Raw genomic sequence first — 21,260 nt, forward strand, 5'->3', positions numbered from 1 at the left:
GCTCCCTGCCGATCTCGGCGTAGGTGCCGCCCCTCTCGCGGTAGAGCTGCACCGCCCCCTGCTTGAACTCCGCCGTGTACTTTGGCGACGCGTGCCCCATATCCGCCTCCGTTCCCCCGTTCCCGCACATCATGCGGGAACGGAACTCGATGTGTCAACGGAACTGGGGCAGATTCAGATTCACTGCACGGTGGAGTAGCTGCCCGCGTAGCCCTCCTCGTCGCGAAGCCTCACGTAGACCCTCGTCGCCGCGTGGCGCTGCTTGCGCCAGTTCCTGCAGTCGTCGTCGAGCCAGGAGTCGATCGTCTCCTCGTAGGGCGCGAGCAGCTCGCTCTCAGGCTCGTGCCGCCTCGGGGGCTCGGGCGACAGGTCCTCCATCCTGGCGTACTTCCTCGCCGTCGGCTCCGACACGCCGACCGCCCTCGCGATCGCGGCGATTGGCTCGCCGCCCCTGGCCCTTTTGCGTATATCCTCTATCTTGTCCACGCCGATCATTCCTCTCTGGCCCTCCCCACGTCGTAAACCGAAACAACGACATTGTCGGGCCGACTGCGGATGGTCGGCGCGCCCATGCTCAAAGCCGAAAGAATTTCGTGCTCAGACCCGAAACTTTCCGACGCTCAAACCTGCAACTTCGAGGCTATCAAACACAGCGCCATGGGCAGGGGTGCCGTGGGGCGCGGCCCAACCCTCGATGCGCCTGCGCTTGCGTGGCTTGTGCGCACGACCCGGCGGCAAAACTTCTTCTACGTGAGACTTACGCCTTGTAACGGCGTTCAGCCAGGAGGGCCATCGATCAGCTTCTTGCTCAGACAAGGACACTATTGCTGTGATGGCAACTCATCGGAAGTCAAGCACCGCTGCAAGATATAGCATTCCAGCATCAGATTCGCTGGTGCAAATAGCACATCTATATAACGGGTAAATGGTGCGCCCTCATCTGCCACCACATCGAATGAAACGTCACCTTTCTTGATAAACTCACTGCCGTCAGTGGGAATGAGGAAGACGTTTCTGACGTGCGTGAATCCATTATCAATGATGAAGTCACGGTAAGCAGATTGATAGAGGAGCTGTTTTGTCACCGACTCAACGCCTGGAGCCGCGATGACTCTTTTGCCAAGTATTGGATCGTAGTACTTCGCATCGTAGATCGCGAATTCTTCTGGCCTGCCAGCAGACACCGTCATCGTCACGATGTCTGGAATCAAGGTATCTGCCGGCTCGCAATCGGCGAGTTCGCCAGCGGAAGAGACGATTCGCCATCTCGGCGACGGGATGATGCCGAGAAGCGTCTCTTCTGCACGTTGTTGCCACCGGCCTTTAAGACGTATCGGTAGTTCCCGCAGCTTTTTGTCGAGCATGTCGTTGAATGCGGACTTGCACGCCTTCTCCCAGATGACGTGGAAAGCGTTCGTTCCGTAGCATGTGATGCCGGACTCTTCTTCGTCCGTATGCTCGTCTTCGAAAAAGACCTTCATGAGCTTCAGCACGTCTTGCTTCCACGTTATGAATTGCACGCCCAGCTCCTGATCGAGCTTCCTGACGATTGCGTCCGTGTCACCGAAATCGTCAAGAGGGGCGTCGGAAAGGTCTACCGGTGGAATGGAAAAGACGTCGAGCAGCCCGCAGCTTTCCAGCTCAGAAGAGCACGAGCTGAGGACCGCTTGGTGAAGCCTACTGACGAAGTCGGAGTCATCGGTTCTGCTGACAACGGTCTCGTAGTCCATGTACAAGGGGCACTCGTTTTCGATCACAGGCAAGTGCATCGAGATGGTCGATGGCCAATGTATGGCCCCTCTGCCGTTTGTCTGCTGGATGCGCTCTTGGTTGGTGTACAGGCCGTGTTCTTCGTAATTAGCCAGCAGCGCGAGAATCAGCGATATGCGGCTCGACCTTATCGACTCGTTTAGCATTGTCACATTCGCGTCTTCGGCGTCTGAATGGTATCTCCTGAGCGCAGAAAAAACTGGGCGAAGTTCAGATGGTTCCACATGCCTGTGGAGATACTTCGGCACACAATAGACGACTATGTCGCCTGCAACGATGACGCCCACATAGACGATGCGGTATGTTCCCTCGGCAAACGACCCTATGGCTTCATTTGACAAGTCTAGCTCCTCTGCGTCGGGTACGTTTGCCGGTTTGATGATTCCCCGGTCGCTCAGTAGCCCTATTAGGCGGCGTGCGCCATCGAGTTCGATGTTCGCCTTGTTTGCGAGCGACGGAGCGTCCACAAGGTCGCGTTCTCTGAGCTGGACGATTCGCACGGCGGCCACTACTCCTCGGCAAGCGATAGCCCGAATATCTCCTCGCCGCGCACATCAAACTCGCCGCACACGTAAGAGTATGTGATTGTCTTGCGGTCGCACCCCTTGAAGAGGTTGGGCTTCTTCATCTTCGCCGCGTCTTCGCAGAGGTAGAGAAGCACTTTGTCTTTGAACGCCTTAGCGAACGTATCCGGGTCGTCTAGCGCCTCAGGCGCGATGAAGAATGGGCCGAGCAGCTTATCCTCGTTCACCTTGCAATCGTCGAGAAGCAGCTCGTTAATCTTTCTCCGAAGGTCATCCCAGTTGACTACGTGCCCATCCTCGCCGAGGACAACATCGAAGTCGCGAATGACCTCGTAGCCATGGTTGATGTCCATGTACTCGAAACTCCAGCGACGCTTGAAGGCGGTGTCCATCGGGAAAACGCCCTGGTCTGCGCTGTTCATTGTGGCCCAGATGTACATATTGGGCGGCAACGAGAGCTGCTTCGCAGCAGCAGTCGCATCTTCCTTGCTGTAGCGGTGCAATGTCTCATCGCCTTCTGGCATGAAAGTGCTCTCGTACAGGCGCTTCCATAGCTCGCCGCGCATGTCACTGGGTGTGGCAACTGGGTACTTGCTGGCACCTGTAGCGTCGCGGTCGAGCAGTTGGAATATATCGCCGAATGCGGCTGCCGGATTGGCGCGATTCAGCTCTTCGATGAGAAGTACGTAGGTGACGCTTGGATGGAGCATCGCCCTCACGTAGGTTTCCATAAATGGACCGAACTCGTAGCGATAGGTAATCTTGCTGTCCCGGAACTGCTGCGCAAGGCTTTTCTTGGGGTCTTCGTCAGGCTCGACCCACGGCTTGTATGCGCCGACGAACTGGGAGTACGTGTACTCGGGATGGAACGTCACACGCGTAATCCGGCCCTCGCCCGGGAAGTTAGCCTTCGCCCTCAAGTCCAGGTCATGGCTCTTGCCGGTGCCAGGAGCGCCGAACATGATAAGGTTGCGAGGAAGGCTGTCGTCGGCTTCGACGGGCGTGTCGGCTACCGCCGACTCCCGGACTGCCACCTCAAGGCGAGATAGCCCTATGGCCGTCTCAGCGCGACGGGAATAGGCGCGTAGGGTCTCGGGCGTTGTTGCCTGTGACATGGCCACGCTCTGGCCCGCGCTCGCAAGATACGGATTCAGACTGTCTTTCACGAGCGCCGCAAAGATGCGTGTCGGTCCTTGGCGTTCTTGTCCGGGAGCTGTCAGGTCGACGCGCTCGTCCCCGTGCGAGAATTGGTCGTATACGTTGTGCGGTGTGTACACGATGTTGTCGTCACCCTTGCCGGTCTTGTAGAACGAGACCTCGGCGAAAGCCGCGAGCGCCTTCACCAGGCTGTCCTCCATAGCGGAGTCTGCTTGCCAACCGCCATCTGAGATCCAGTTGAGAAGCACGGAAACGTAAGCAGACATGTCTCGTTCAACGCATGCATCTATGATGTCGAGATTGCTTGTGAAATCGACGGCTTTCGGGAAGCGCTTACCACCTGTGCGCTCTGCGCTCCTGTTCAGGCCTTTGTCGGCAAACGAGAAGCTGCCGAGATGCCAGATGAGCTCGAAGGCGGCGTTGAGTGACTCAAGCTGAGCGGCGAGCAGCGGGTTCTGTGCGACCCACTTCTCAACGTCCGAGCGTTCCGGGGAGATTGCCGAATTCGACTCGAAGAACTCGTGAAGCTCGTCTAACTGGCTCTCATCGAGCGCGAGACCTGTGCCAACGGACACCCCATATTCGAGAGAAGCCGGTTTACCAGTCGCATGCCAAAGCGCCAGGAGCAGGGCGATTGCCTGCTTAGGGTGCGGGAAGGACGTCTTGGTGACCAGCCTTGCGTTAACCGGTCTTGGCTGATGGAACTCGCTTGGCATGGTCATAAAGAATCACCTCTACTCGTTCAGGTCATCGATTATCTGTTGGGCGATGGCCTTGCCTAACAATGGCGGCACCGCGTTGCCGACCTGCTTCATTTGCGACGACTTGCTGCCGAAGAAATGGAACGTGTCGGGGAACGACTGGATGCGTGCTGCCTCTCGCGTCGTGATAGCCCTATCCAGGAATGGATGCGTGAACTCTCCCGATGAGGGCGTGTCATATCGCGTCGTGATTGTGCGGGCGATGCCGTCCTTCTTCATACGGCACCAGGTGCCGCTATAAATGGACTTGGTGAGGTGCTCTTCCGGCAGCATCTCCTTACCGTGGTCGGGCGGAATCATCGCCAGCCGCTCTAGGGTAATCTTGGAGTGGGCGGTGGCAATGTGGTTGTAAAGCGTGTCGGAACCCTCGCGCAACATGGACTGGTACTCGCTCTGCGGAGCAAGCCGATAAGACGACACCTCTTCGCCTTCGCCAGACTCGAGGTAGTCCAGGTCGCTGATAGCCTCCCAAATTGTAGTGTGCTTTCCGTTGGGCTTCGGAAGCTCAACCGGCTTGTCGCCAAGACGGCCGATGATACACGTCCGATGGCGGTTTTGCGGCACGCCAAAGTCGGCTGCGCAGAGGACCCCTGATGTGACCGTGTACCCTATGCCGCTGAAGAGCTCGATGATCTCCGCCTTGAACAGCCCCCGCTCCGTGGTGAGCAGGTTCGGAACGTTCTCAATGACGAAGTACTTTGGCTTGACGTACTTCACGACCTCGTAGTAGTGCCTGAACAGAAAGTTACGGGGGTCATTGATGCTCTTGCGCTGGCCCTTCTGCGAAAATCCCTGACAGGGCGGCCCTCCGACTATCGCCGTCGTCTTGCCGACGTATGGCGCGAAGGTCTCCTCGATGGGAAGCTGCGTGATGTCGGCGACGATCATCTTAGTGTTGGGCTTGTTGGCCGAGTATGCCGCGGCAATATCTGGGTCGTACTCATTTGCCAATACAACGTCAAAGCCTGCCATCTCGAAGCCGAGAGATAGACCACCGACGCCCGCAAAGAGATCTATGACGGTCGGCTTGGTCATGCGCTGACCCCCATCCGCTTGCAGGCAATGTCGAAATACACGTCGTCAAGCTCGATTCCGGTGAAGCGGCGACCCATGGAAATGGCAGCTACGCCGGCGCTACCGCTACCCATAAACGGATCGACAACGAGATCGCCGGGATTGGTGAGCGTCTTGACAAAATGCTCCATGAGCGCAATGGGCTTCTGTGTCGGGTGCTTGCCGAAGGCGCGCTCGCATTTTGGCGTGACGGGCGTTTCGACAAAGTCGTGCATGGCCTTACCATCATTGTTGAACGTGCCCGTGCGGGCGCCATGAATGAGATAGACCCAGCACTCGGTCGAGTTGATGAAATGCAGGTTCATGTTGCGTGGCATCGGGTTGAGCTTGTGCCACGTGCCGGTTGTCTTGTAGTAGAAGCCGTGTTCCTGTGCCAGTCGGACAATGGTCTCGACCTTGATGACCGCCATGAAGACGATCATCGCTCCGCCCTTTCTGAGGACGCGCGCCGATTCGTCAAAGAGCTGCCCCATGTAGTCGACCCACTGGTCGTACTCGAGGTCATCCCAGCCGGCCGTCCCGAAATAGTTGTCGCGCATGCGCATGATGCCGGCATCTCGGTTCTGCATAAAGAGACCGAGGTTGTACGGCGGGTCGGTCAGAATCAGGTCCACAGAATCTGAATCCATAGTCCTGAGGGAATCGAGACAGTCTCCCTTGATAAGGTTTGGTGCGAAAGGCGCAGTTGTTTGCTGCTTTGACGCGCGATTGCCAGATGGACCAACGCTCTCAGCCCATTCTTCAATCTCGCTCATGCGAAATTTCCAGCGACCGCCCATCTTCGTGCCAGGCAAGTCGCGAGCCTTGATCCAATTACGGACGGTTTCGGGGGTTGCGCCAAGGTGGGTGGCAACGTCGTTCATGCACACCCAAGGTTCCTGCGTTTCCACAACCGTCCCTTTCCAACGTCAACAAACACGAAATAGCGCGAAATAGCGCGATTCTCCCAAATCTTAGCATTGGATTGAGGCGCGAGAGCGCATGAAGCGAAAATGATAACAGATTCACCGGCTCGATGGTGCTCAGAGAGCTTTGGTGCGAGATAATACGGATTGTTTTAGGCAAACGGAAAATGGCAGGGACAACGAGATGAAGTGTTTTCTGGCGGCAAAGGAGCACTCGAGAAGCACTACATATACGCCTGTTGAAGCATTCTTTCTCGGAGGGATGCTCATGTGCAGCGATGAGCACCGCCGCTACGACTTTGTCTCACTCGTGCGACATAACCCAGGATACGCCAATTCACGTCTCCTGGCAGAGCACAGAGAACTCATTCGTGGGCTGGCAAGCAGGGCGGGCGGTGAGGTTACCGACCTGGACAACAGGCGATTTGAAGGGTTTGCCGTGCACTTCCGGTCCTCACGCGATACCGATGATACGATCCTCGCGCGAGCACAGGCAGCCGTGGCAAATGGCAACCCTGCCGTGCTGAAGGCAATGCTGGCGGGTGCATATGACGGACGCGCAAGTTATGACAGGCGTCGTGGAACACAGGCGAATACGCAATTCGTAGTCGATTGCCCTCAGACTAACGAGGGCGCTATTGCCGAGCTAATCGTTGACCTGGCGCGGCGTCTAGGTATTGGCATGAACACGAACTACAGTCGCGAACGGCTTGAAGGCGGCAACCCGAGAAAGACGCAGCTCAGGTTGCGCTCGGCAGACGCGGAGCGATTCTTCACTCAGGTTGGGCTCGTGTCGCCAGAGAAGCTTCAGAGGGCGTGTGAGCTTTATGGCTGCAAGGACACTGTGGAGAGAGACCCGGATAATCTGCCCGGGCTCAAGGTGATGGCTGGGCGTGGGTTAGCAAACCGTTCGAGAAGCGTGAGCAATACGACGAGTACGACAAGACCACGTAGCGCAACAGCCGCTAGACACGGCAACGGTTTTTGCGGCCAAGCGAGCAGCACGTCAGCAATAGCAACTCCACACGCAGGAGTGTCCGCTTCACGCCCTACCGTAGACCCAAAGCTTGTCGCGAAGAAACATCTGACGCAAGAGGAGCGAGCTAAGATTCGTGTCGGATGTCATGTTGCCCACAAGAAGTTCGGCGAAGGCGTCATCACCACCATGGATGACAGGTACATGCTGGTTCAGATTGGTGGCAAGGAACGCAAATTTGCCTGGCCAGGGGCGTTCGAGGATGGATTCTTGGAGATACTAGATGGTGCAGGTCATTAGACACATTTTGAACGGTAACGAGTAATGAAAATCACCAGGGTACTGATTAAGAACTACCGCAACCTCAGTGACGTTGATGTGCGAGTCGACAATCTTGTCACTCTTGTTGGTGAGAACAACAGCGGCAAGTCAAACTTTTTGAGGGCTATAGCGCTTCCTCTCATGTCCGACGATGGCAGTACCAGCAAGAACCTTTCATGGTTTGACATTAACAACGCCGCTAAGGCAGATTACTACGCCTTTATCGAGAATCACAGGACAGGCATCCTCGATGGGAGTATAGGCGCAGAAACGCTGCGGCCATACATACCAGCCGTCACTGTGACTCTCGATATCGAAGGAGATGCAACGGAGGGATACGATCTCAAGGATCTCCTGGTCAACGAGGATGAAGAACCGATTGCAAGAATTCGCTACAGATGGTTTGTGCCAGATGTGCCGAAGCTAATCGACTTGATAAAAACTCTGCTTGCAGATGGCTCGGATGCCAGCGAGATAAAGATGAGCCTGCTCCCAATGAGCCTCTACAAGCATGTTATTGACGTACCAGACACCGATGATGGAAGTCGTATCACATACGAGGTATTGTCACGCTTTAGGCACATTAGCCTGCCTGCAGAACGCGACAACTTCGCTGCAAGCGCCGACAGGCTTGGTTCGCGAGCTTTGGTGGGTCTCTTCCAAAACAACCTCGATGCAGACGGCCAGAAGAGCATAGAACAAGGTTACGGCAGCTTCCTCGCTACGATTCGCGAGGCGGCAAAGCTCGACGAGGTCATCAATTGGCAGGACTACACAGATGTACCAAACGCAAAGGACTTCTTCGAGAAAATCAGCGTTCTGCCGAACATGCCCGCTATGAGTAGCCTTCTGGGAAGCATTCATCTCGGTTACGGCGACGAAAGCCTTGCGCTCCAAGGCCTTGGGCATCGCAACCTCATCCTTATGGCAGTGATGCTCAACGCATATCTCAACGCAAACCGCGAGCTATCGCTTAGGGTCGTAGGCGTCGAGGAGCCAGAGGCACACCTCTGCGTGAACAACGTCCTTCTCATGGCAAGCCTCTTCAAGGCGTTCGGGCAGAAAAACACCCGCACACAGATAATCTACTCCACTCACGATACCGAGTTCGTGAACAAAGTCGGCCTCGATAAAGTGGTCGTTCTACATGGCGGCACGGCGCTTAGCCTTGCTCAGGAACTTGCCCCAGCCGAGCTGGATTATCTTGCGAACAACCCGAACACGGACATCTTCAAGCTGCTCTTCTCGCATAGGCTTATGCTCGTTGAGGGCATAACAGAAGAACTCCTCGTCAAGGCATACCTACAGACGCGCGGTGACTTGAACGATATTAAGATTCTGTCGTTCCACAAGGGCTACAAAGACATCATCAAAATCTGGAAGAGGATTAACGGGGGGAACGGCAACAGGCTCGCTGTCGTGAGGGACTTCGACAACCAGCCGAAAGCACAGGCCGATCACGAGGCCCTTGCCGACGGGCAGGTTTGCCCAGTTACCACGAAGGGTTATACGCTGGAGACGGACATCGTAGAAACAGGTGCCAACCATGCCCTCTTGGTCGAAAGATACGGTCCAGGGTTTGGCTGGATTGACATGAGCGAACAGGAGCTCCAAGCTGACTGGCGTGACAACAAAAAGACTGAGGTCATGCTGCGAATCTGCCACGACCTCGTATCCGGTGAGCTCGCTGGTTTCACAATGCCACCCCATATACAAAAAGCCTTAGACTTCCTCAATGGTCCTGCTAAGGGCGCGCCTGAGGCTCCGACGGCGTCATGAAGATAGAAGTCGCTGGTGCCGGGGCAGGCAAGACATACAGGATGGCTTCGCGCATCTCCGACATTGAGATTCCCGAAGGTAAAGTCGTCTACTGTGTCGCCTTCACCAACGCGGCGGCCAACAATATTAGGCGTAAGCTTGCCGAGAGAAACGGCTCCTTACCAGACAACGTGAAAGTAAGCACCATACACTCTTTTCTCTATACCGAGCTCGTGCACCCCTACTACCACCTGCTTTACGGCATTCGGTACAGCAGAATTTCGACCATCAACTTGCCCTCACAACCGGCCTTTCACAACCGGCGCATCAAGGAACTTGAAGAAGGCCTGCTACTGCACCAGACCGTCATACCCGAAAGGGCAAAGTGGGTTGTCCACAAGAAATCGAAGGATAACGCGCAAATCAGGGCGATGCGCGACAGGGTTCTCGCCATGTTCGCTGGTTACTGCCACAAGATTATCGTTGACGAGGCGCAAGACATCGATAAAAACGTCCGCGATGTGCTACTCGCCCTTCATAGGGCGGGCGTTGACATCGAGCTTTGTGGAGACCCAAAGCAAGACGTCAAAGGTTTCGGCTGCTTCCGTGAGATTGTCGACGCGTTCCCAAAAAACGTAACGTATAACTGCGAATGCCATCGATGTCCGCAGCTGCACTTACAGATTTCAAACCGGCTGGCTTGCGATGACGAGCAACAGGTTGCCGACGAGAAATCTTGTGCCGGCAGCATAGACGTAATATTCGAGGCCGACGTTGACGCTAGTTCCCACATTGAGAATGGTGACTACGGACTCGTCTTCATCAGTAAGAAGAACGATCGGTTCGATACCCATACGAAACGCGACAAGGGTAGCAGGTTTGATTCGCTCCGCCACGAACTAGATATCGCTATCAGGGCGAGACACGGTGACAACGTACCAGATCTTGAGATCAAGCGTGCGGCCTATTATGTTGCCAGTCAGATGCTCGACCTTATCGATGCTGGTACCGATGTTGGCACGGTCGTTAGCAAAGGCATATCCAATGGTTACTACGATTATGACAAAACGCGATACGCAAGAATAGCGGAAGCGATTAAGCCTAACACCTCCACTGAGGTCGAGGCTATAGCTGTTACCTCGATAGAAGCAGTAAAAGGGCTCGAGGCAGATAAATGCCTCTTCATTCTCACCACCGATCTCGTACCTTATCTTCTGGGAGATAAGAATGACGACAACAAGACCAAGCACTTGTTGTATGTGGCGCTAACGCGTTCTCTTAATAACCTTACCGTCCTCGTAACAACCGAGGTCGAATCTCGCTATTCAAGGGAGCGAATAATGGCCGCATTCGGGGAAGCGGCCTCATAGCCTGCTCAAAGGCAGGATAACAATCAGCTTGTGACAGCCCACTAACCTCATCGCAGGTCGGTGGGCTGCCTTCATGTTGGCCGCCCAAGTCTACGCAAGGCGGTACAGCATGGACGGTGAGAGCAATGGCGGCCAGGAAGCCACGCAGGGCGCGCAGGACCAGGCGCAACAGCAGGGCCAAGAGCAGCAGGAAACGCAGCAGCAGGGCCAGTCGCAGATAGGCGGCGACGCTTCCGACTACGAGAAGCAGATTGCAGAGCGCGACGATAAGACTGCCTCCCTGGAGGCCCAGGTGGCCGAGGCGGCGAAGAACGCCGAGACGGCCGAGCAGCTTCGTGGCGAGATCGCCGAGCTCAAGGCGCAGGGAGAGTCCGACCGGATCGACTTCAAGCTACAGCTCGCGGGCGTCCGCAACGTGAAGGCGGCACGCGCCCTTCTCTCTGACCACGACAACGACGTGGACAAGCTCAAGGAGGCCGAGCCCTGGCTCCTCGAGGGCGCCGGCAAGCACGCCAAGGGCGGCAACTCCGGCGGCTCCGGCACGACCGGGCTCCCGAACGCGGGCGCTGCCAGCGACGAGGGCAAGACGCTCAAGCACTGGCGCGAGATCGCGGGGCTCACCGACGATGACGACGAGAAGAAGGAGGGCTAAGCCATGCCTAGCAACAGCATCGCATTCGCACGCAACTACACCTCGGTGATCGATGAGGTGTACCAGAGGGCGTCCGTCTCGGGCGTGCTCAACTCTGGCCGTCGCATGGTGCGCGCGGGCCACAACGCCAAGGAGATCCTGATCCCCAAGATCAGCGTCACGGGCCTGGGCGACTACACGCGCAACATGGGCTACAAGACGGGAGCCATCACCTACGAGTTCGAGACCAAGACCTTCAACTACGACCGCGGCATCCGCCTCTTCGCTGATGTCATGGACGTCGAGGAGGCAGGCGTGAACGACTGTTTCGTGGAGGCCGGCGCCGAGCTGCAGCGCACGCAGGTGGCCCCGGAGGCCGACGCCTTCACCTTCGCGCAGATTGCCGGGCACACCGGCGTCACCGTCGAATCCGAGAGCTACGCTTCCACCGACGCCGAGGACATCCTGGAGGACCTGCGCACGGTAACCTCCGCCATGGACGAGAAGCAGGTGACCCTGGGCAGCCGCATCCTGTTCATCACGCCCACGCTCAAGGGCGTCCTGGACGACTTCTCCTACGCGAACCCGAACCGCTCCAACCGCGTGCTCGAGCGCTTCTCTCGCATCGTGGAGGTGCCGCAGGTGCGCTTCTACACGGCCATCGACCTGCTCTCCGGCGACGACGACCAGTTCGGCTACCAGAAGCGCGTAGCGACCTACGAACTGACCAAGGACACCGAGGTCGACTCCGGCAAGACGTACTACACCCGCTCGGGGTCCGGCACTTCGGCGAGCCCCTACGTGTACACCGAGGTCGCGAGCCCCGTGAAGGCCAACCTGGGCACCTACTACGAGATGACCACCACGCCCGGCCTGGACATCAACTTCATGGTCGTGGAGAAGTCGGCCGTCATCAAATTCGACAAGCACGTGGCGTCCCGCGTGTTCTCCCCGGACGAGCTCGAGGCGCTGGACAGCTTCATGATGAAGTACCGCAAGTACGGCATCGTGGAGCTCTTCGACAACAAGCTCGACGGCGTGTACGTCTCGGCCTCCACGGAGTAGCCGTGGCGTCCACCGTGACATACGAGTTCTACTCGCAGACCTACGGGGGTGGTCTCTCTGAGGCCGCCTTCGCGGCATCTCTTCCCATCGCGGACAGCCACGTGAAGTGGCTCTGCGCCGTGAAGGGAGCGACGACCACCTGCAACGTGTTCAAGCGGGCGGTGTGCGCGGCCGTGGACGCCTTCGCCGAGTACGGCGCGGGCGAGGTCGGCGGCTTCCAGATCGGCGAGTTCTCGGTCAAGAACTACGCGTCTCAGCAGACGACCGGCGAGGAGCTGGCGACGGCCGCCGCGCTGCGGGAGCTGGGGCTCTCGAGCATGGCCTTCACGGGAGTGTGCTGATGAGGAGCATTCGGCCCATACCGCGCTCGGCCCTGCCCGACGTGATGACGGTGCGCACGCCCTTAGCGGACGACACCTTCGAGGAGCCGCAGATCATCGCCAACGTGCGCTTCGAGTGGACGCAGAAGGTATCCGACGACGATCACCGCTCGGCCGACGCAGGCCAGGGAACCGTGTTCGTGGACGCGGTGAACTCCATCGGCGCCTTCGACGTGCCGGCAGGCTCGCGCGCGGCCGTGAGCGGGCACTCGATGATGGTGGCCGAATCGCACGCGTGCTGCGACCTGTTCGGGCGCGTGCACCACTGGGAACTGAAGGAGAGGTGAGCTGGTCTTGCAGCTTTCCTTCTTGGTGGCGAAGGCCCTGCTAGAGGGCGACTTCGCAAGCTACTTCGCAAGTCTTCCGTCCGCGGCAGATGAGCCCGAGCCCATCGTGCTGCGCGAGGGGAAGTTCGAGCGCGTCTCCTGCATGGAGCACGAGGAGCGCGGGACCATGACGGTGAGCGTGCTCGTCGTGCGCGAGGTGGCGGCCCAGGCCGAGGCCGACGCGACGGCCTGCGAGAAATGGATCCGCACATACGGCTGGGAGCCGGTGGCGGAGAACGGCAGCTGGCGCATCGTGGGGCTCGATACCACGGCGCCGGCGTTCAAGGAGACCGACGGGTCCGGGCGCCACGTCTGGGCCTTCGACGTTTTGCTTACGGTGGTGAGGAGCCTATGAGCGACAAGGGCAAGCGCGTGAACGCGAGCGGGCACCAGGCCGAGGCCACGGTGAAGCGGGCGCGGCCGTTCGGCAAGGACGACAAGGCGGCGCGGGAGTTGCAGCGCCGGGCGAGCGCCTACGGACGGGCAAGGGGCAACGCATGAGGTCGATCGTCTACGCGGGGAACGACTTCTCCGAGATCTGCAGCGCCGAGGTCATCGAGCGTGCGGCCAACCCCATAATCGCGGAGGCCATGGCCGTGCCGGGCCGCGCGGGGGCGCTTCTGGTCTCCGGCTACATGCCGCCCGTGGACGTGCGGGTGCGACTGTTCATGGACATGGGCTACAACCCCGGCTTCACCGGCATGGCGCGGATGCGCGGCACGCTGCGCCGCTGGCTCTCGTGGCCCGGTGGCGGCAATCTGATCCTTCCCGACGACCCCGAGGTCGAGTACCGCGACGCCATCCTAGTTGGCGCATCCGACTGGAGCAACCTCTTCGAGGCCGGCGGGAACTGGCCGACGCTGCCGGAGTTCCGCGTGGTGGCGGCCGCCGGCTCCTACCTGCAGGTTTCGCTTCCTTCTGCCGGCAAGGGCATCCGCGTTGACTACGACTTCGCGGGCGGCGAGGCCGTGGTGATCGACTGCCAGGGCGAGACCGTGCTGATAGACGACGCCGACGCGCGCGACTGCGCGGCGCTGGCGAGCGACTTCTTCGCGCTTGAGCCCGGCGAGGCGATCGTGTCGACCTCCAACTGCACCTACGTGGAGACGCGCTTCTCCGAGAGGTGGGCCTAGCATGGCGGGCTCGGTACCGACGCTCTACTGGTTCGACCGGTGGGACGCGCGAATCGGGCTGCTTCGCGTCGTGGGCGAGCTCGTGCACACCGAGGAGCTGAACGGCGAGGACACGCTCGAGTTCTGCAGCTACGAGGTGCCCACCAAGGGCGACCGTCTGCTGTGGCTTGACAACGGGACCTGGCGCGAGCACGTGGTGGTGAGGACTGACGAGCCGGTGGCAGGGCTCTGCGGCGTGTAAGCGGAGTCCTCCCTCTGCGAGTTGCTGGACGACTTCATCGAGGAGGCCCAGCTGGTGAGCAGGACGGCGGCGCAGGCCCTGACGGCCGTGCTGGCGCCGACGCGCTGGTCGGTGGCCTACTGCGCGTCCCTGGGCACCGCCGGGGCGCTCATCTACCACCAGAACGCGTTGTGGGCGCTGCGGTGCGTTGCCGAGGTGTGGGGAGGCGAGGTGACGCCCGTCATCACCGTTTCGGGCGGGCGCGTGGCATCGCGCTCGGTCCGCCTGGACTCCCAGCGCGGAGACTGGCGGGGCCTGCGCTTCACCTACGGCAAGAACATGGCCGGCTGCACGCGCACCGTGCTCGAGCAGGACGTGTACACCGCTATGTACGGCTTCGGGGCGGGCCTGCCCTTCACCGACGAGGACGGCAACTACAAGGCGGGCTATAGGCGCAAGCTGACCTTCGGCGACATCAACGGCGGGCTGAACTACGTTGCCGACGAGAGCGCCAAGCAGGTCTGGGGACGCTGGAACGCGGACCGCACGGCAAAGGTGCACTCGTTCGGGCAGGTGACGTTCTCCGAGGTGACGGAGCCCGAGCGGCTTCTGGCGCTGACGAGGCGTGCGCTCGCGGAGGCGTCGCAGCCCAAGGTGAGCTACGAGGTCGACGTGGCAGCGCTCGACGGCGACGACGCCGACCTGGGAGACACCGTGGCGGTCATCGATACGTCGCGCGACCCCGAGTGGAGGCTTACCGCCCGCGTCGTGCGGCGCGTGCGCACCTTCGGCGAGCAGGTGGTGGCACGGGTGACCATCGGGACCGTTGAGCCCGTGGACTACGCGCAAGTGAGCGCGCTTGCTGCCGACGTGGCCACGCTGCGCGACGACGTTGTCGGCATAGACGGCAAACTGACCACGGCCGCCTCGGTGACCGTGGTGGAGAACACCGTGACCACGGCGATCGGCGATCTGGACGAGCTGGCGGATTTGGACTTCTAGTCTGTGACGCGGGCGGATGCTCTTCCCGGCAACTCATACGCGAGGAGGGGCGGCATGCTCGACGGTTACGGACTTCACACGATGATATGGGACTCGGCGGACGAGCGGCTGGGAGACTTCCTGGTGGCGTCGCCCGCCGACGCCTCGGGGCGCGGCCTGGAGCTGCACGTCCGGCAGGGCGGCGCGGCGGCGGACCTGACCGGCACCGAGGTCTACTTCCTCTGGCGGCACAAGATGGCGGGCACGCGCGGGTGCGAGCCGATGACGGAGATCGACGCCTCGCTGGGGCAGTTCGTCGTGCACTACCCGGCCGCCATGCAGGAGGCCGAGGGCGCGGTTGACGCGCAGTTCATGGTGACGCACGACGGGAAGAGCATCAGCACGCGGGCGTTCACGATCCGCGTGGAGCCCGTCATCATCGGCGGCATCGAGAGCGAGGACAGCTTCACGCTGTTCGTGGAGACGATCATGCGCTACGAGGGTGCGATCGAGATCACCACGGCTGCGGCGGACGCTGCCAACGAGGCGGCCGAGGCGGCCAACGACGCGGCCGACAGCGCGACGGCGGTGGCGAACGCGATACAGGCCGCTGCCGCTCGCGGCGACTACGACGGGGCCGACGGCGCGGACGGGTTCAGCCCGACAGCGACGATCACCCAGACGGCCGAGGGCGCGACCATCACCATCACCGACAAGAGCGGCACCACGACCGCGAATGTCTCCAAGGGCGTGAAGGGCGACAAGGGCGACACCGGCGATACGGGACCTCAAGGTCCAAAGGGCGACACGGGCGACACGGGCCGCAGGGACCGCAAGGCATCCAAGGCGAGACGGGAGCCACCGGAGCCACTGGCCCGCAAGGTCCCCAGGGCGAGAAGGGTGACACCGGAGCAACCGGAGCCCAAGGCCCGAAGGGTGACACCGGCGACACGGGACCCCAAGGTCCCACTGGCCCTGCCGGCGCCGACGGCACGCCTTGCACGCACAGCTGGAACGGCTCGATGTTGACGGTTACGAGCGCATCGGGCACGAGCTCGGCCGATCTGCGCGGGCCGCAGGGCATCCAGGGCATTCAAGGCGAGACCGGTCCCCAGGGCGAGACGGGGCCGAAGGGCGACACCGGCGAGACCGGCGCAACGGGGCCGCAGGGGCCTAAGGGCGACACAGGCGACGACGGCACGAACGCCACCATCACCGGCGCGAGCGCGACCGTGGACGCGAGCACGGGCACGCCGTCGGTGAGCGTCACGATGGGCGGCACGGCGTCTGCCAGGACGTTCGCCTTCGCGTTCCACAACCTCAAGGGCGAAACGGGCGCGACCGGGCCAACCGGGCCGCAAGGACCGGCTGGAACGACGCCGGACCTCTCCGCCTACGCCACCAAGCAGTACGTGGACGACGCGATCGCGGCGCTCGCCAATCTCGAAGAGGAAGAGTTCTAGGCATGGCAGTTGGAACCGTATCGACCCGCATTCTCACCGACATAGCCAACGCGATCCGCTACCAGGCGGGCGTGGCCACGACCTACAAGCCACGCGAGATGGCGGCTGCCGTCGCGGCCTTGGACGGCACAGACACAGGCAACTACCAGGCGCAGCCGTACATGGCGCTTGAGAGCGGCGTGCTGCCGGAGTCTGTCTTCTCGGACATCGCGGCCGCCATACGCGGGCAGAACGGGCTCTCTACGCTCTATCAGCCTGGTGACATGGCGCAGGCGATTCTCGCCTTTGAGTGGGACGTGGGATACAAGATCCGCGCGCTGCTGCTCGACGACGGCACGCTGGAGATCAACTACTACGAGCGGCGTACCTCCGTCACCGGCGGGCGCATCGTGCAGGTCTTCGAGATCGACCCTGCTGGTTACTCGTCTGCGAGCGCACGCTCCTACGACTCCATCAAGCTGCTGGTGAAGAAGGTCTACAGCGACAGCACCATCGCGGGCCTTGGCATAACCAACTGCAACTACTGGTTCAACGCGTTCTCCAACTGCACCGAGGTTAGGGGCTTCGAGAACCTGTCCGGCATGACGAGCGCGAACCAGATGTTCTCCAGCTGCACCTCACTGGAGACGATCTATGCCACCTCGTTCAGCAACTCCGGCCTCTCGGGCTCCCTCATGTTCACCGGCTGCACCAGGCTCGTCGGCGGGACGGACGGCTTCGTGCCATCCCAGACCAGCGGCGCGAGCGTGTGCAAGCTGGGCGCCGGCGGCGTGCTGACTGACCCGAACAACGACGCCCGCACCTGGTTCTGGGCGCACTACTACGCCGACGGCGAGGGCGTTCTCACGGCCACGTCGGCGCCGGACGCCACGCGCGAGCTCGTCGCGAGCGGGCGGATCTGCGCCATCGGCAAGTACGTGGGGCTCGGCTTCACGCCCTGGGGCGGCGTTACCGGCGCGACGCATCGCCAGTACCTGACGAGTGCGACGTTTGCGGCGGACATGGCCGCTTTCTCGTACCTGAACCTGAACTACCTGTTCTACTCGTGCACGAACCTCGCCAGCATATCTGGCCTGGGCAACCTGTCGGGCGTGCGCTCGATGCGCTACACGTTCTCGTCGTGCGCGTTCACCACGATAGACTTCCGCGGCTTCGACCCGTCCACGCTGACGGACCTGTTCTACACGTTCTCGGGATGCTCGCAGATGACGACGATCTATGCGGACTCCACCTGGTCATTGCCCACGAGCGGAATCACGGGCTCTCAGTGCTTCTACAGCTGCGGCAGCCTCGCTGGCGGCAACGGCACGGCGTGGGCCAGCAGCAAGACGGCGTATACGTACTTCCGCATCGACACGGTGAGCACGCCGGGGTATCTGACAGCGGCATAACAGTTGCGGACAGGTACGTTTTGTGTCCACCTCCAGCGGTAAAATTGTTGTGTTCAACAAAGCTATCGTTGAGAGGTGGACATGGACGATTTGTCAGTTCAAGTGGCGCTGACTTGCCCGACATGTGGATGTACGGAATTCGCATACGAGACGCCAGCTTCTGGTCAAGACTTTACTGATGACTGGGCGTTTACCTGCGCTCATTGTGGGAGAACATTCACAAGGGCGGAGCTTATTGAAGCAAACGCCGAATCAATTGACATGACGGTTAGCGACATGGGCGACGACATTGTCGATGCACTAGCTAAAGACTTGAAGAAGGCTCTCAAGAAGCAAGGCTGGAAGATCAAATGACTATAGATCCTACTTTTGCTACCTTGGCGCCTATCGTTATATCGGGTCTCAGCTTGTTAGTCGCAATTATCAGTTTTGTAATGAACTACAGGCTGAACAAGCGCGACAAGGAGCGTAGCGAGCAGTTGGCCGAGATGCAACTGCGGCTTCATGAGCTGCAGCTGCAGAAAGAGGAACAGGCTGCAGAGAAACGCGAATCCTCGAGAGTAGAAGCTCGACACGTCTTAGTCGGACTGAAAAGCCATCACATACGTATTGCAAACACTGGTGGAACCACGGTGACCAACGTTACCTGCGAATGCGACGACGACAACGCGCCTTATGCGTTCATGCAGGACAAGGAGCCCTTCGAAAGGCTGGAGCCTGGCGAGAGCTTCGACGAAACAGTGCTCTTTGCCAGCGGCTCACCAAGCAAGTTCGTAATCACGACACACTGGCTAGGAGCTGATGGCGAAGAGCACAGCAGGGACAACATCATCACTTGGTAGCTAGGAATCGCAGAGCTTAAAGCCACTAAAACTGAATTTGTGACGCAGTCAGACACTGCCTCCCAGGGGACGAAAGTCGAGACCTTGGGAGGCAGTTCTATATGGAGTCAATCATCGTGGCGTGCATTACCGGTGTCGTGACGCTGATTGGGGTGATCCTCTCCAACTCTAAGAACAGGGCCGTCATGGAGGTCAAGCTGGACGCCCTCACGGCAAAGGTCGAGGAGCACAACCAGCTCATCGAGCGGACGTACCGCCTTGAAGAGGGGCTTCCGGTCGTGCGGAACGACATCGAAACCCTCAAGGGAAAGGCGGGCTGACATGAACGAGTTCCTGGCAAGCAACGACTGGCAGTGGAGGCTCCTGCGCACGATCGTGCAGGGCGTTTTGGGCGTGGTGATCGCCAATTTGGACCTGATCATGGGCTGGTGCGTGCTCGACCCGAGCATGCGCGGGCTCGTGGTGGCTCTGGTGATGGCGGTTCTTAGCCCCATCATGGCCGCCCTGGGCGGCGACGGCGACAAGCCGGAGATCCCGAGGGGTGAGGCGCGTGGGGCTTAACGGCATCGACATCAGCTCCTGGCAGGACGACCTGGTTGTCTCTGCCATGGGCACGTGCGACTTCGTGATCGTGAAGGCGACCGGCGGCGCGGGCTACTCGAACGAGTGCTTCCGCCGGCACGCCGACGAGACGCTGGCGGCCGGGAAGCTCCTGAGCTGCTACCACTACGCGCGCGACCGTGGGTACGAGGGCACGGCCGAGGCCGAGGCTGACTGCTTCATTTCTGCCTTCAGGCCCTACGTCGGCAAGGCAATCCCGTTCCTGGACTGGGAGGCGGACGCGCTGAGCCTGGGGCCTGCATGGGCAAAGAAATGGCTCGACCGCGTGCGCGAGAAGACCGGCGTGACGCCGGGCATCTACACGAGCAAGAGCGTGCTCTTCTCCTACGACTGGGCGGCCGTAGCCAAGACATACCCGCTTTGGGTGGCCCAGTATCCCAACTACGAAGAGACCGGGTTCCTTAGCGAGCCCTGGACCGACGGCTGGGACTTCGGGGCGTGGCCTTCTCCGCTGATCTTCCAGTACACGGGCACCGGGCGCATCCCCGGCTACGGAGGGCACCTGGACCTCGACCTCTTCTACGGCACAAGGGACGACTGGCGGAGGCTCTGCGCGGTGGCCGGCGCCTCCGCTGGCACCGGGGAGGTGAAGGAAGTGGCGATCAGCAGGGCGAACGTGGCGGCGCAGATCATGGAGCACCTCTGCAACTGCGCCGAGCACGGTTACTCTCAGCCCGGGCGGCACGGGACATCTGGGCACTGCAACGTGAAGACCGACGCGGGCGTCGTGAAGGTCACCAAGGGCGACCGCGACTGCTCGTCTGCCGTGTGCGAGGCCTGGGAGCTCGCGCTGGCCGGCACGCAATACGACGGGCTCATTACGCGCTACAACTGGACCGGCGGCATGCGCGAGATGTTCGTGGGCTCCGGGCTCTTCTCGTGGAAACCGATGAGCTTCAACGCCTCTCGCGGCGACATCTACCTCGACGAGGAGAACCACACGGCCATGTGCATCCGCAACGACGGGACGGCCGACCTCCTGGGCGAGTTCTCTATCAGCGAGACCGGCGGCATCGACGGCGAGCCAGGCGACCAGACCGGGCGCGAGAGCTGGATCCACGACTACTACAGCGGTCACTGGGACGGCATACTCCACTACAACGGCAAGGCCGACACCGGGGGCGCGTCAACCCCTACCGGCTCTGGTGCGCCCTCCGGCGACGTGTCAGAGCTTGCGGCGAGGGTCATCGCCGGAGAGTTCGGAAATGGCGATGCAAGAAGGCAGGCGCTCGGATCGCGCTACGACGAGGTGCAGGCGGAGGTCAACCGGATCCTCTCTGGAGAATCCTCCGGTGGCTCCTACGACGTGGACGCCATGGCGAGGCGCGTGATCGCCGGCGAGTTCGGCAACGGCGACGAGCGGAAGCGGCGCCTGGGCTCGTACTACTCCATCGTGCAGCGGCGCGTGAACGAGATGCTGTCATGAGGTCGAGGCTGCGGTGGCTCGGCGAGCAGGTCGGGTGGTTCCTCGGTATCGTGGGATGCCTGCTCCTGATGCTGATCCTGCTACCGCTCATTCCGATCCTCGAGCTCTACGACGATGTGCGTAGGGCATACGAGGACAAGTAACGCGGAAGGCCGCTTGTCAGC

The 21,260-nt window shown here is 60.4% G+C and carries 26 protein-coding genes; 21 read left to right on the forward strand and 5 right to left on the reverse strand.

Annotated elements, in window-relative coordinates:
• Positions 1-180 precede the first annotated feature (180 nt).
• From H6A21_RS07860 to H6A21_RS07880, 5 genes are all read right to left on the reverse strand, one after another.
• Positions 181-486 (reverse strand): hypothetical protein, encoded by a 306-nt coding sequence (locus H6A21_RS07860; RefSeq protein WP_204562196.1) that lies wholly within the window; start codon positions 484-486, stop codon positions 181-183.
• Positions 487-821: 335 nt separating this feature from the next.
• Positions 822-2,270 carry an LlaJI family restriction endonuclease gene (locus H6A21_RS07865; protein ID WP_204562197.1) on the reverse strand — a complete coding sequence of 483 codons (1,449 nt, stop codon included), beginning with the start codon at positions 2,268-2,270 and terminating at the stop codon, positions 822-824.
• A gap of 8 nt (positions 2,271-2,278) precedes the next feature.
• Positions 2,279-4,168, reverse strand: a complete 1,890-nt coding sequence (locus H6A21_RS07870) for an AAA family ATPase (RefSeq protein ID WP_204562198.1) — start codon at positions 4,166-4,168, stop codon at positions 2,279-2,281.
• An 18-nt stretch (positions 4,169-4,186) separates the two neighbouring features.
• Positions 4,187-5,248, reverse strand: a complete 1,062-nt coding sequence (locus H6A21_RS07875; RefSeq protein ID WP_204562199.1) for a DNA cytosine methyltransferase — start codon at positions 5,246-5,248, stop codon at positions 4,187-4,189.
• A complete protein-coding gene (locus H6A21_RS07880; protein WP_204562200.1) occupies positions 5,245-6,177 on the reverse strand; it encodes a DNA methyltransferase in 933 nt (310 codons plus the stop codon). Before H6A21_RS07880 ends, H6A21_RS07875 begins: the two co-directional genes overlap by 4 nt.
• A 199-nt stretch (positions 6,178-6,376) precedes the next feature.
• Here H6A21_RS07880 and H6A21_RS07885 point away from each other — a divergent pair, with 199 nt between their 5' ends.
• The 21 genes from H6A21_RS07885 to H6A21_RS07980 all read left to right on the forward strand — a co-directional run bounded on the left by H6A21_RS07885 (position 6,377) and on the right by H6A21_RS07980 (position 21,239).
• On the forward strand, positions 6,377-7,468 hold the full coding sequence (locus H6A21_RS07885) for a hypothetical protein (RefSeq protein WP_204562201.1): 1,092 nt from the start codon (positions 6,377-6,379) through the stop codon (positions 7,466-7,468).
• 24 nt (positions 7,469-7,492) lie between these two features.
• Positions 7,493-9,268, forward strand: coding sequence for an ATP-dependent nuclease (locus tag H6A21_RS07890; RefSeq protein WP_204562202.1), 1,776 nt, complete (start codon positions 7,493-7,495; stop codon positions 9,266-9,268).
• Positions 9,265-10,617, forward strand: coding sequence for a UvrD-helicase domain-containing protein (locus tag H6A21_RS07895; protein ID WP_204562203.1), 1,353 nt, complete (start codon positions 9,265-9,267; stop codon positions 10,615-10,617). The genes H6A21_RS07890 and H6A21_RS07895 overlap by 4 nt, the downstream gene beginning before the upstream one ends.
• A 109-nt stretch (positions 10,618-10,726) precedes the next feature.
• Complete coding sequence (locus H6A21_RS07900; RefSeq protein WP_204562204.1) at positions 10,727-11,269, forward strand: hypothetical protein; 543 nt, start codon at positions 10,727-10,729, stop codon at positions 11,267-11,269.
• A gap of 3 nt (positions 11,270-11,272) precedes the next feature.
• On the forward strand, positions 11,273-12,313 hold the full coding sequence (locus tag H6A21_RS07905; RefSeq protein ID WP_204562205.1) for a hypothetical protein: 1,041 nt from the start codon (positions 11,273-11,275) through the stop codon (positions 12,311-12,313).
• 2 nt (positions 12,314-12,315) lie between these two features.
• Positions 12,316-12,654 (forward strand): hypothetical protein, encoded by a 339-nt coding sequence (locus H6A21_RS07910; RefSeq protein ID WP_204562206.1) that lies wholly within the window; start codon positions 12,316-12,318, stop codon positions 12,652-12,654.
• The gene (locus H6A21_RS07915) at positions 12,654-12,980 is read left to right on the forward strand and encodes a putative minor capsid protein (RefSeq protein ID WP_204562207.1); all 327 of its coding nucleotides are present in this window, start codon (positions 12,654-12,656) and stop codon (positions 12,978-12,980) included. The genes H6A21_RS07910 and H6A21_RS07915 overlap by 1 nt, the downstream gene beginning before the upstream one ends.
• Positions 12,981-12,987: 7 nt before the next feature.
• Positions 12,988-13,374 carry a minor capsid protein gene (locus tag H6A21_RS07920; RefSeq protein WP_204562208.1) on the forward strand — a complete coding sequence of 129 codons (387 nt, stop codon included), beginning with the start codon at positions 12,988-12,990 and terminating at the stop codon, positions 13,372-13,374.
• Positions 13,371-13,520 carry a hypothetical protein gene (locus H6A21_RS07925; RefSeq protein ID WP_204562209.1) on the forward strand — a complete coding sequence of 50 codons (150 nt, stop codon included), beginning with the start codon at positions 13,371-13,373 and terminating at the stop codon, positions 13,518-13,520. The genes H6A21_RS07920 and H6A21_RS07925 overlap by 4 nt, the downstream gene beginning before the upstream one ends.
• Complete coding sequence (locus tag H6A21_RS07930; RefSeq protein ID WP_204562210.1) at positions 13,517-14,152, forward strand: phage distal tail protein; 636 nt, start codon at positions 13,517-13,519, stop codon at positions 14,150-14,152. The genes H6A21_RS07925 and H6A21_RS07930 overlap by 4 nt, the downstream gene beginning before the upstream one ends.
• A 1-nt stretch (position 14,153) precedes the next feature.
• The gene (locus H6A21_RS07935; protein WP_204562211.1) at positions 14,154-14,393 is read left to right on the forward strand and encodes a hypothetical protein; all 240 of its coding nucleotides are present in this window, start codon (positions 14,154-14,156) and stop codon (positions 14,391-14,393) included.
• A gap of 21 nt (positions 14,394-14,414) precedes the next feature.
• Entirely contained in the window at positions 14,415-15,374 is a 960-nt protein-coding gene (locus H6A21_RS07940; RefSeq protein ID WP_204562212.1) for a phage tail spike protein, read from the forward strand.
• 54 nt (positions 15,375-15,428) lie between these two features.
• Positions 15,429-16,382: a BppU family phage baseplate upper protein gene (locus H6A21_RS10990; RefSeq protein ID WP_239462743.1), complete on the forward strand. Its 954-nt coding sequence runs from the start codon at positions 15,429-15,431 to the stop codon at positions 16,380-16,382.
• Positions 16,376-16,816 (forward strand): collagen-like protein, encoded by a 441-nt coding sequence (locus H6A21_RS07945; protein WP_239462744.1) that lies wholly within the window; start codon positions 16,376-16,378, stop codon positions 16,814-16,816. The genes H6A21_RS10990 and H6A21_RS07945 overlap by 7 nt, the downstream gene beginning before the upstream one ends.
• 2 nt (positions 16,817-16,818) lie before the next feature.
• Entirely contained in the window at positions 16,819-18,207 is a 1,389-nt protein-coding gene (locus tag H6A21_RS07950) for a leucine-rich repeat protein (protein ID WP_204562213.1), read from the forward strand.
• A gap of 81 nt (positions 18,208-18,288) precedes the next feature.
• Complete coding sequence (locus H6A21_RS07955) at positions 18,289-18,561, forward strand: ECs_2282 family putative zinc-binding protein (RefSeq protein ID WP_204562214.1); 273 nt, start codon at positions 18,289-18,291, stop codon at positions 18,559-18,561.
• Complete coding sequence (locus H6A21_RS07960) at positions 18,558-19,049, forward strand: hypothetical protein (RefSeq protein ID WP_204562215.1); 492 nt, start codon at positions 18,558-18,560, stop codon at positions 19,047-19,049. Before H6A21_RS07955 ends, H6A21_RS07960 begins: the two co-directional genes overlap by 4 nt.
• A 101-nt stretch (positions 19,050-19,150) precedes the next feature.
• Positions 19,151-19,369, forward strand: coding sequence for a hypothetical protein (locus H6A21_RS07965; protein WP_204562216.1), 219 nt, complete (start codon positions 19,151-19,153; stop codon positions 19,367-19,369).
• Position 19,370: 1 nt separating this feature from the next.
• Positions 19,371-19,610, forward strand: coding sequence for a hypothetical protein (locus tag H6A21_RS07970; RefSeq protein WP_204562217.1), 240 nt, complete (start codon positions 19,371-19,373; stop codon positions 19,608-19,610).
• On the forward strand, positions 19,600-21,096 hold the full coding sequence (locus H6A21_RS07975) for a GH25 family lysozyme (protein WP_204562218.1): 1,497 nt from the start codon (positions 19,600-19,602) through the stop codon (positions 21,094-21,096). Before H6A21_RS07970 ends, H6A21_RS07975 begins: the two co-directional genes overlap by 11 nt.
• Positions 21,093-21,239 carry a hypothetical protein gene (locus tag H6A21_RS07980; RefSeq protein WP_204562219.1) on the forward strand — a complete coding sequence of 49 codons (147 nt, stop codon included), beginning with the start codon at positions 21,093-21,095 and terminating at the stop codon, positions 21,237-21,239. The genes H6A21_RS07975 and H6A21_RS07980 overlap by 4 nt, the downstream gene beginning before the upstream one ends.
• Positions 21,240-21,260 lie beyond the last annotated feature (21 nt).

Source organism: Collinsella tanakaei, from assembly GCF_016902615.1.
Classification (GTDB): Bacteria; Actinomycetota; Coriobacteriia; order Coriobacteriales; family Coriobacteriaceae; genus Collinsella; species Collinsella tanakaei_A.